This window comes from Streptomyces tricolor (assembly GCF_002155905.1).
Lineage (GTDB): Bacteria > Actinomycetota > Actinomycetes > Streptomycetales > Streptomycetaceae > Streptomyces > Streptomyces tricolor.
The window spans coordinates 1-10,133 of record NZ_MUMF01000213.1 but is presented as its reverse complement, the minus strand read 5'-3'; the positions used below and the strand labels follow the sequence as shown (position 1 = coordinate 10,133).

Below are 10,133 nucleotides of genomic sequence, written 5' to 3'. Positions count from 1 at the left end.
CGGCCTGCCCGCCTCCCGGTGCCGGCGCCGGCATTCCGGGAGGTCGGGCAGGCCGCGCGGTCAGGACGTCGTCAGCTTCGCTCGCAGCGCGTCCGGGTCCGTGACCGGGAGGTCGCAGACGAAGCCGCGGCAGACGTACGCGGTCGGGGCGCCGTCGATCAGGGTGCGGTCGGCGAGCAGCGGGAACTCGTCGCTGCCCGGGGTGCCGCAGGCGACGACGGCACCGGGGGCGGCGCCCAGCAGCGCCGTACGGTGCAGGGCGGCCGTCCGCTCGTCGTCCGGGGCGGGCCCGACGACCGCCACCTCGCGCGGCCCGTCGAGCAGCGCCTCGGCGACGGCCAGCCCCCAGCCGATGAACCGCGGCACGCGCGGCCCGAGGGTCTTCACCACCCCCAACGCCCGCTCGGCGGCGGCCCGGTGGGGCTCGGAGCCGGTGTGGGCGGCATAGCTCAGCAGCGCCCCGGCCGCGGCGGTCCAGCCGGAGGGCGCGGCGTTGTCGGTGGGGTCCTGCGGCCGGCGGATGAGCTGTTCGGCGTCGGAGGCGGTGTCGTAGAGGGCGCCGGTCTCCGGGTCGGTGAAGCGGGCGAGGACATGGTCGAGGAGCAGCCCGGCGAAGTCGAGCCAGACGCCCTCACCGGTCACCGAGGCCAGCGCGAGGAACCCCTCGGCGACGTCCGCGTAGTCCTCCAGCACGCCCGCGTTGGCGCCGGCCCGGCCGTCCTTGCTGGTGCGGGCGAGCCGGGCGTGCTCGTCGAGGTGGACGCGGACGAGCAGGTCGGCGGCGCCGAGCGCGGCCTCGGTCAGGTCGGGCCGGTCGAAGTAGGCGCCGGTCTCGGCGAGCGCGGCGACGGCGAGCCCGTTCCAGGCGGCGACGACCTTGTCGTCCCGGCCGGGCGCGGGCCGCCGGGCGCGGGCGTCGAGGAGCCGGCGCTTGACGGACGCGACCTTCTCGGCGTCGAACACGCCCTCGGTCTGCGGGAGCTGGAGGACGGACTGCCCGTGCTCGAAGGTGCCTTCCTCGGTCACGCCGAAGTACGGGGCGGCGAGTTCGGCGTCGTCGCCGAGCACCTCGCGAAGCTGTTCGGGCGTCCACACGTAGTACGCCCCTTCCACGTGCCGCCCGCTGCCGTCGTCGCTGTCGGCGTCGAGCGCGGAGGCGAACCCGCCCTCGTCCGTGCGCAGTTCCCGCACGAGGAAGTCGGCGGTCTCCAGCGCGACGCGCCGGGCCAGATCCGATCCGGTGGCCCGCCACAGGTGGGCGTAGACCCGGCAGAGCAGGGCGTTGTCGTACAGCATCTTCTCGAAGTGCGGCACGATCCAGTCCCGGTCGACGGAGTACCGGGCGAATCCGCCGCCGAGCTGGTCGTAGATCCCGCCTCGGGCCATCCGCTCGCACGTGTCCCGGGCCATCTGGAGCGCGCCCTCGGCGCCGGTCCGCGCGTGGTGCCGCAGCAGGAACTCCAGCACCATGGACGGCGGGAACTTCGGCGCGCCGCCGAACCCGCCGCGCTGCGGGTCGTACTCGCGGGTGAGCCCGAGGAGGGCCTGCGCGAGTTCCTGCTCGCCGGGCGCCTCGGCGGCGTGCCGGACGATCTCCCGCTGGGAGAGATCGCGGACGATCTTCCCGGCGACCTCGGCGACCTCGTCGTGACGGGTGGTCCACGCCTGCTGCACGCCCTCCAGCACCTGCCGGAAGGAGGGCATGCCGTGCCGGGGGGCGGGCGGGAAGTAGGTGCCGAAGTAGAACGGCTCGGCGTCCGGGGTGAGGAACACGGTCATGGGCCAGCCGCCCTGGCCCGTGGCGGCCTGGACGGCTTCCATGTAGACGGCGTCCACGTCCGGCCGCTCCTCGCGGTCGACCTTGACGCTGACGAAGTGCTCGTTGAGGTAGTCGGCGGTGGCCTGGTCCTCGAACGACTCGTGCGCCATGACGTGGCACCAGTGGCAGCTGCTGTACCCGACGCTCAGCAACACGGGCCTGCCGGTCCTGCGGGCCTCCTCGAAGGCCTCGCCGGACCACGGCCACCAGTCGACGGGGTTGTCCGCGTGCTGGAGCAGGTACGGGGACGTCTCATGGGCCAGTCGATTCGGCATACTCCCATCCTGCCGCAGCACCCGTCCCGCCGGACGTCAGCCCGGAACGCGTCGGCCGTCGGGTCCGCGGCCGGGCGGGGGGCGGTCGGCCTGTCGTACCGCCGGCTCGCTTCCCCCGCGGGCGCCGGGACGTGCTCGGGGACGGCGTGGAACCGCAGCAGCACCGGACGCGGAGGCGCCGCTCGGTCTTCGGACGGGGCGGCTCGACGGCCGCCGTGGCGGTCCCGGACGCCCGGTCGGCATCGTCACCGTCCGCACCGGCACCGCCCCTGCCCCGGGCCCTCGCACACTTCCCCCACATCCCGCCGGCCGTCACCCTCTCGCGCTGCCGCCTCGCCCGAAGGACACTCGTGGGCAAAGGAGTTGCCGCCGGAGGGGGACGGGACATGCGGGACGGTCATCGGGCGGAGGCCGAGCGGCTGCTGGTGCGGGCCGTGGAGGAGGAGGTGCGGCGGTCGGGCGGCCGGGTCGACGGCCAGGTGCTGCTGGCGCGGGCGCGGGGCGCGCTGGACGCCATGGCGGACGCGGCCGGCGAGGAGTACGCGGCCTACCTCCGCGCCCTGGACGAGGCGGAGGCCGGACGGCTGACCTTCGGGCAGCGGTACGCCCGCGCGGGCGCCGGGACCGCCCTGCTGGTGGCGGCCGTCGCCGCCGTCGCCGCCGCGGTGGCCGACCTGACCCTCGGCACCGGCACGGGCACGGCGCTCGGCGCGGGTGCCACCGCCGCCGTGGTGGGTGCCGCGACCACGGTGGTGAAGGTGGCCGGGACGCATCTGCCCGCCGCCCACCACCGCGCGGGCGCGGCCGGCCAGCCCGGCGGCCCGGAGCAGCTGCGGCTGCAGTGGCTGACCGCGCTGGAGGTGCGGGGCATCCGCCCGTTCCTCGACCAGCAGCGGGTGCTCAGCGCCTCCACGGGCGCGAAGAAGACCGGTGGCGGCCCGGCGCTGCGCGGCGCGGACAAGAGCGCGGCGGCCCGCAGACGCTCGGTGCTGGAGCAGTCGTTCGGGCAGCTCCCGGAAGCCGACGGTCCGTTCGCGGGGCGCCGGGCCGAGCTGGGGCGGATCAGGCAGTGGGCGCAGGCCGCGCGTGCGGCCACCGAGACCCGGCCGACGGTGGTCGTGCTGCACGGCGAGCCCGGCTCCGGCCGGACCACGCTGGCGGTGCGCGCGGCGCACGAGCTGCGGGACCACTTCCGCGGCGCGGTGGTGGTGGACCTGCGCGGCGGCAGCCGGGAGGAGGCCCCGCTGTCCACCCGGGAGGCGCTGCTGCACCTGCTCAACCGGCTGGGCGCGCCCCGTGAGCAGCTGCTGTTCCGGGAGCGGTCCTCCCCCGACCAGCAGCTCAAGCGGCTCGGCGAGCTGTACCACCGGCATCTGACCGGTCTGCCCGTGACGATCGTGCTGGACGACGCCTCGGACCCGGAGCAGGTGCGCGCCCTGGTGCCGGAGCGGTCCGACAGCCTGGTCCTGGTCACCGCCCGGACCCCGCTCGACCTGCCCGCCGACCTGCCGGCCTGGGTGCACGAGCTGCCGGTGCCCGCGCTGGACACGGCGGGCGCCGAGGAGCTGCTGAGCGCGACGGCACAGGACGCACACGGGCAAGGGGGCGAAGCGACTTCCTCGGAAGGGTGGCGGCGGGAGACGGGCGGGACGTACGACGTCGAGTCCGCCGACCGGGTCCGCGAGCTGTGCGGGGGCCTGCCGCTGGCGCTGCGGATCGCGGGCTCCGCGCTGGGCCCGCGCTCACCCCGCCAACTGGCCGCGGACCTGGGCGCGTACGGCCCGGTGGAGCCGGTGGAGCGGGCGCTGTGGCTGCGCTACACCGACCAGCCCGAGCCCACCCGCCGGCTGCTGCGGAGGCTGGCGCTGGCCGGGCGGGCCTCGCTGGGCGCGGCGGCGGCAGCCGCGCTGCTCGCCACCGACGAGGCCGAGGCCACCCGGCATCTGGTGGCGCTCGCCCGGGCCGGGCTGATCGACCACGTCCGCGGCAGCCGCTACCGGCTGCACGACCTGGTGCGGGCGTTCGCGCACGCCCGGCTGCTGGACGAGGAGGACCCGGCCGAGCGGGCGGCCGCCCAGGAACGGCTGATCGTGAACTACGCCGAGCTGGCCGACTCGGTGCTGCGCCTGGTCGACGGGAACATGTCGACGCGGTCGAACCAGTTCGGCTCGCACGGCTTCCCCTCGCTCGACGAGGCGCTGCGCTGGCTGGACGACGAGTCCAGCTTCATCACCGCGGCCCTGCGGCACGCGGAGGGCGTCGACCAGGCGGCCGTGCTGAACCTGCTGGGCGCGCTGTGCGACTACTGCCTGCTGCGCGGCGACCTGTACCGGCTCGGTGAGATCAGCGAGCTGGCGCAGTCCGTGGACCAGGGGCTGCTGGTGCGCTCGGTGCAGTGGCGCACCGGCATCGCGGCCCGGCAGCTGGGCGAGCTGGACAAGGCGCGCACCACGCTGGCCGCGGTGGTGGACCTGTACCGGGAGGCCCATCACGACGCGGGCGCCGCCCGCGCACTGACCTCGCTCGGCATCACCCTGCACCACCAGGGCAACCTCACCGAGGCCGCCGCCAAGCTCCAGGAGGCCCTGGACATGCAGGCGGCACCGGAGCTGGCGACGGACCGGGCCTGGACGATGCACGCGCTGGCGGCCGTCCAGCGGGACCGGGCCCGGCTGGCGGAGGCGCTGGACCTGCTCACCCGCTCCCTGGTCCTGCACCGCGAGGGCGGCTCGGTGCACGGCGAGGCCTGGGCGCACTTCCAGCTGGGGCAGCTGGCGCTGCGGCTGGGGGACGTACCGCGCGCGGAGACGGAGCTGCGCGCGGCCCTGGAGCGGTACGGCAGGACGCGCGACGCCCGCGGCGAGGCGTGGGCGCTGACCCAGCTGGCGCGGGCCCGGCTGGTGGCCGGCGACGCCTCCGCCGCCCTGGAGAGCCTGCGCCGGGCGGTGGCCCGGCACCGGGACAACGAGGACGCGCGCGGTGAGGCGTGGACGCTGTACTACCTGGGGCAGGCGCTGGAGGAGACCGGCGAGCTGGACCAGGCGGTGCGCGAGCTGGAGCGGTCCCGGACGATGTTCTCCCGGATACGGGACGTCTACGGCCTGGCCTGCGCCCGGCACCACTCGGCGCGGGCGACCCGGGACCAGCGTGCCGCGCAGACCGGCTCGCTGCGCAATTCCGGCTTCGCCCGGCAGCTCCTGGTGGACGCGCGCGCCGACTTCCAGCGGATCGGCGTCGCCCACGGCGAGGCCTGGACCTGCCTGGAGCTGGCGGTGGTGGACGCGGGCAACGCGCGCACGCAGCAGGCGCTGGCGCTGTGCGACGAGGCGCTCACCCTGTTCTCGTCCTACGGCGACCGGCGCGGCGAGGACTGGGCCCGCTTCCTGCGCTGCACCCTGCTGCCGTACGCGGCGCCGGGCGGGGTGGAGGTGGGCACGGCGGTCGCCCAGGAGGAACTGGCCCAGCTGGCCCGCGCCGCGCATCCGCTGCGGGACGAGAAGCTGGACGAGTACGTCTCGGCGTACGCCCTGCTGCTGGAGCGGGGCGTCCAGCTGGAGGCCGGCTGGCAGGCGTGGCGTCTGCGCATGACTCCGGACCGCCACGCCCGGGAGGTGATGGGAGTGGCGGTACCGGCGGGGCGCTGACCCGCCCGGGTCAGCCCCGCTGGGCCGAGGGGCCGGCCTTCGGCCGGGCCTGCTCGGCGTCGGGGTCCGATGCCTCCTTGAAGTCGACCTTCTGCATGTGCTTGTTCATCGACTTCATCAGGCCCCACACGGCCAGGGCCATCACCGCGAAGACGATGAAGCCGAGGACACCGGGGGTGACCTTGTTCTTGTCCAGCTCCTTGGCGAGGGGGACGAGATGCGTCACTGCCAGGCTCACGCTTGCGCTCATGTCAGGCATTGTCCCGGATGCCCGCGAAGAGGTCGTCCTCGGGGATGGAGGTATCGACGAGGGACTTCGCCAGCTCGTACTCCTCGGTGGGCCAGACCTCCTTCTGGAGCTCCAGCGGCACCTTGAACCAGCCGCCGTCCGGGTCGATCTGCGTGGCGTGGGCGATCAGCGCCTTGTCGCGGATCTCGAAGAAGTCCGCGCACGGGATGTGCGTGGTCAGGGTGCGCTCGGTGCGCTCCATCTCGTTCCACCGCTTGAGCCACTCGCCGTACGGCGACTCCAGGCCGCGGTCGAGCATGGCCTGGTGCAGCGCCTCGGTGCGGGGGCGGTTGAAGCCCTGGTTGTAGTAGAGCTTCAGCGGCTGGTAGGCGGGCCCGAACTCGGCCTCGGGGTACTTCTCGGTGTCCGCCGCGCCCTCGAACGCCACCATGGAGATCTTGTGGGTCATGATGTGGTCGGGGTGCGGGTAGCCGCCGTTCTCGTCGTAGGTGGTGATCACCTGCGGGCGGAAGGAGCGGATCTGCTTCACCAGCTCGCCGGCCGCCTTGTCGACGTCCTCCAGGGCGAAGCAGCCCTCGGGCAGCGGCGGCAGCGGGTCGCCCTCCGGCAGGCCGGAGTCGACGAAGCCGAGCCACTCCTGCTTGACGCCGAGGATCTCCCGGGCCTCGTCCATCTCCTTCCGGCGGACCTCGTGGATGTGCTCCTCGATGTAGGAGTCGCCCTGCAGCTTCGGGTTGAGGATGGACCCGCGCTCTCCGCCGGTGCAGGTCACCACCAGCACGTCCACCCCCTCGGACACGTACTTCGCCATGGTGGCCGCGCCCTTGCTCGACTCGTCGTCGGGGTGCGCGTGAACGGCCATCAGTCGCAGCTGGTCAGTCAAGACTCAATCCTCGGTAAGTCGGCGCCCCGTGTCTGCGGCGCGATCGGCGGCTTCTATAGTGACCGAATCGGGGGGCGAATAATTCCGCGGAGAGGACGATCATGAGTACCGCGAGCACGCGGCTGCCCGAGGGCCGCTACGGCCGTTCCTCGGACCGGCGCGCCGACCGCAAGCTCAAGATCGCCGGCTCGGTGCTGGGCGCGGTCCTGCTCGCACTGATCGGCTTCTTCTTCTACCACTACGTCGCGAAGAACGAGATCAACGCCGAGGTCATCTCCTTCAGGGCGAGCGCCGACAGCGTCCAGGTCCATCTGGAGGTCCGCAAGGACGCCGGGGCCTCCGGTTACTGCACCGTGCGGTCGCAGTCGGCCGACGGCGCCGAGGTGGGCCGGGCCGACTTCCGCTTCTCCGGTCCGGACACGCGGATCGACAAGGTCGTCACGCTCCGTACGACGGCCGAGGGGACGACGGCCCAGCTGCTGGGCTGCCACGCCGACTGAGAACCGGCCACGACCCCTGCCGAGACCGCGGGACACCTCCCGGGATCACCCGGAATGCGTAGGCCCTGACCTGCGTTGATGTGATTCTGATGGCTTATGTCCTCCCCCTTCCGGCGTTGAATTGTTAGGCTCGTGGTTTCGCCCTTCCAAGAGGGAACATGCTTCTGGGTAGGGCGATGCTTTGTATTCCCAGTACCGACGAGGAGCACCCTGTGACCCAGACCAGCGAGAACGTCACCTGGCTGACCCAGGAGGCGTACAACAAGCTCAAGGACGAGCTTGAGTACCTTACTGGTCCTGCGCGCACGGAGATCGCCGCCAAGATCGCGGCTGCGCGCGAGGAGGGCGACCTGCGCGAGAACGGCGGGTACCACGCGGCCAAGGAGGAGCAGGGCAAGCAGGAGCTGCGTGTGCGCCAGCTGACCCAGCTCCTCGAGAACGCCAAGGTCGGCGAGCCGCCGGCCGCGGACGGCGCGGTCGCGCCGGGCATGGTCGTCACCATCGCCTTCGACGGTGACGAGGACGACACCCTGACGTTCCTGCTCGCCTCGCGCGAGTACGCGAGCGCCGACATCGAGACGTACTCCCCGCAGTCCCCGCTCGGCACGGGCGTCATCGGACACAAGGTCGGTGAGGACGCGGAGTACGAGCTGCCGAACGGCAAGAAGGCCTCGGTGCGCATCCTGAAGGCCGAGCCGTACACGGGCTGACCCAGGCCCCCGGTTCACTTCCGGCCCCCGGCGCCCACAGGGCCGCCGGGGGCTTTGCCGTGCCCGTTCGCCTCCGGCGCCGGTCCCGCTCACGGATCGGGTGGTTCCACTCCGCGATGTGCCGCAGCGGCTTCTTCGCAAAAGCTAGGTTTGTTCGCTCGGCTGCGCCTGTCCCCTTTCCGCGGACGCGGGGCGGCGTACAGGGGCGTGGACAGGTGGACCGGCCCGAACACACGACACACCCCAACGCGATGCATCGCGTTCCTCAGCGCACTTCACCCGAAGGGGTGGTTGGCCGTGCGGGGAGGGTCAGTCCATGACGGTGTAGCCGGCGTCACGAAGGGCCCGGCCGACCTCGGCACAGTGCGCCGGGCCCTTCGTCTCCAGGTGCAGCTCCACCTCGGCCTCGGTGAGCCCGAGCCGGGGATCGGTGCGGACATGGCTCACGTCGAGGACGTTGGCGTCGACCGCCGACAGCACCCCGAGGAGCGTGGCGAGCGCGCCCGGACGGTCCGTCAGCCGCAGCCGTACGGCCAGGTAGCGGCCCTGCGCGGCCATGCCGTGCCGCAGCACCCGCTGCATCAGCACCGGGTCGACGTTGCCGCCGGAGAGCACCGCGACGACCGGGCCCTCGAAGGCGTCCGGCGCGGCCAGCAGCGCGGCGACCGGGCTGGCCCCGGCCGGCTCCACGACCAGCTTGGCCCGCTCCAGGCAGAGCAGCAGCGCCGCCGACAGCTGGTCCTCACTGACCGTGCGGACCTCGTCCACCAGCTCGCCGACCAGGCCGAACGGCACGACGCCCGGCCGCCCCACCTTGATGCCGTCGGCCATCGTCGCCGGATTCTCCAGCGACACCGGGCGCCCGGCGGCCAGCGAGGGCGGGTAGCAGGCGGCGCCCTCCGCCTGCACGCCGACGATCCGGACGTCCGGCCGCAGCGCCTTGACCGCCACCGCGATACCGGCCGCGAGCCCGCCGCCGCCCATGCCGACGACGACCGTGCGCACCTCCGGGCACTGCTCCAGGATCTCCAGGCCGACCGTGCCCTGGCCGGCGATCACGTCCGAGTGGTCGAAGGGGTGGATGAACACCGCGCCGGTCTCGGCCGCGTACTCCTGGGCCGCCGCCAGCGTCTCGTCGACCACCTGGCCGTGCAGGCGCACCTCGGCGCCGTAGTCCCTGGTCGCGCTGATCTTGGGCAGGGGTGCGCCCTTGGGCATGAACACGGTGGCGTGCACGCCGAGCAGCGAGGAGGCCAGCGCCACGCCCTGCGCGTGGTTGCCCGCGCTCGCGGCGACCACGCCGGCCGCCCGCTCCTCCGGCAGCAGTCCGGCGATCCGCACGTAGGCGCCGCGCAGCTTGAACGAGCCGGTCCGCTGAAGGTTCTCGCACTTCAGGTGCACCGGCGCGCCGACCAGCTGGGACAGGTGCCGGCTGCCTTCCATCGCGGTCACGCGTGCGACGCCCGAGAGCATCTTCTGGGCGCCGCGCACGTCGTCCAGGGTGACGGAGCGCAAGAGGTCGGCCGTGCGGTAGCTCATGGATCCAGCATCGCAGTTCACGTTTGCGCACGACGGGTGTGACCAAGCAGCGAGACCGGTTTGCGCAGCGCCGGTACGGCTCGGCGCCGGGCCGCGTACCCTGTCCCCCAACCCAGCAGCCTTCATGAAGCGAGCCTCCGGCCATGCCCACAACACCTGAAATGTCGATGGACATGACGACCGTCGGTGACACCGGTCTACTCGACACCCTCCAGCACGAGGTGGCGGTGTTCGCCCGCCGTGCCGAACAGACGCGGCTCGGCGGCGTCGGCCAGGTGCGCAACTCCATGGACCGCGCTGCCTACCTGCTGCTCAACCGCCTCGACAAGGAAGGCCCGATGGGCGTCAAGGCGCTCGCCGCGAGCATGGGCATCGACTCCTCCACGGTCACCCGGCAGGTGGCGCCCCTGGTCGACACCGGGCTCGTGAAGCGCACCTCGCACCCGGAGGACGGGCGGGCCGTGGTGCTCCAGCTGTCGCCGCGCGGCGCCGCCCGGCTGGAGGAGGTGCGCT

Annotated in this window: 8 protein-coding genes; 4 read left to right on the top strand and 4 right to left on the bottom strand. The window is 73.3% G+C overall.

Annotated features, from left to right (window positions below):
* Window positions 1-60 precede the first annotated feature (60 nt).
* A complete protein-coding gene (locus tag CCN44_RS16630) occupies window positions 61-2,094 on the bottom strand; it encodes a thioredoxin domain-containing protein (RefSeq protein ID WP_059252326.1) in 2,034 nt (677 codons plus the stop codon).
* Between the two features lie 386 nt (window positions 2,095-2,480).
* On the opposite strand from CCN44_RS16630, the gene CCN44_RS16625 reads away from it, so the two are divergent.
* Window positions 2,481-5,738, top strand: a complete 3,258-nt coding sequence (locus CCN44_RS16625) for a tetratricopeptide repeat protein (RefSeq protein ID WP_107502077.1) — start codon at window positions 2,481-2,483, stop codon at window positions 5,736-5,738.
* A gap of 10 nt (window positions 5,739-5,748) precedes the next feature.
* Here CCN44_RS16625 and CCN44_RS16620 read toward each other — a convergent pair whose 3' ends face one another.
* Window positions 5,749-5,997, bottom strand: coding sequence for a hypothetical protein (locus tag CCN44_RS16620; RefSeq protein WP_079081123.1), 249 nt, complete (start codon window positions 5,995-5,997; stop codon window positions 5,749-5,751).
* On the bottom strand, window positions 5,990-6,871 hold the full coding sequence (mca, locus tag CCN44_RS16615; RefSeq protein WP_079081122.1) for a mycothiol conjugate amidase Mca: 882 nt from the start codon (window positions 6,869-6,871) through the stop codon (window positions 5,990-5,992). The genes CCN44_RS16620 and mca overlap by 8 nt, the downstream gene beginning before the upstream one ends.
* Window positions 6,872-6,972: 101 nt before the next feature.
* Here mca and CCN44_RS16610 point away from each other — a divergent pair, with 101 nt between their 5' ends.
* Window positions 6,973-7,371: a DUF4307 domain-containing protein gene (locus CCN44_RS16610; protein ID WP_059252322.1), complete on the top strand. Its 399-nt coding sequence runs from the start codon at window positions 6,973-6,975 to the stop codon at window positions 7,369-7,371.
* 212 nt (window positions 7,372-7,583) lie between these two features.
* The gene (gene greA / locus CCN44_RS16605) at window positions 7,584-8,081 is read left to right on the top strand and encodes a transcription elongation factor GreA (RefSeq protein ID WP_059252321.1); all 498 of its coding nucleotides are present in this window, start codon (window positions 7,584-7,586) and stop codon (window positions 8,079-8,081) included.
* A 309-nt stretch (window positions 8,082-8,390) separates the two neighbouring features.
* Here the strand turns inward: greA and ilvA are convergent, their stop codons facing one another.
* Entirely contained in the window at window positions 8,391-9,620 is a 1,230-nt protein-coding gene (gene ilvA / locus CCN44_RS16600) for a threonine ammonia-lyase (RefSeq protein ID WP_059252320.1), read from the bottom strand.
* A gap of 161 nt (window positions 9,621-9,781) precedes the next feature.
* On the opposite strand from ilvA, the gene CCN44_RS16595 reads away from it, so the two are divergent.
* Window positions 9,782-10,133: MarR family transcriptional regulator (locus CCN44_RS16595; protein WP_208639786.1), on the top strand; the 352-nt coding region annotated here is incomplete at its 3' end.

Bases quoted from the DNA above. Each gene is read 5' to 3' on its own strand.
- CCN44_RS16630 (WP_059252326.1), bottom strand. From the start codon at position 2,094: ATGCCGAATCGACTGGCCCATGAGACGTCCCCGTACCTGCTCCAGCAC.
- CCN44_RS16625 (WP_107502077.1), top strand. From the start codon at position 2,481: ATGCGGGACGGTCATCGGGCGGAGGCCGAGCGGCTGCTGGTGCGGGCC.
- CCN44_RS16620 (WP_079081123.1), bottom strand. From the start codon at position 5,997: ATGCCTGACATGAGCGCAAGCGTGAGCCTGGCAGTGACGCATCTCGTC.
- CCN44_RS16610 (WP_059252322.1), top strand. From the start codon at position 6,973: ATGAGTACCGCGAGCACGCGGCTGCCCGAGGGCCGCTACGGCCGTTCC.
- ilvA (WP_059252320.1), bottom strand. From the start codon at position 9,620: ATGAGCTACCGCACGGCCGACCTCTTGCGCTCCGTCACCCTGGACGAC.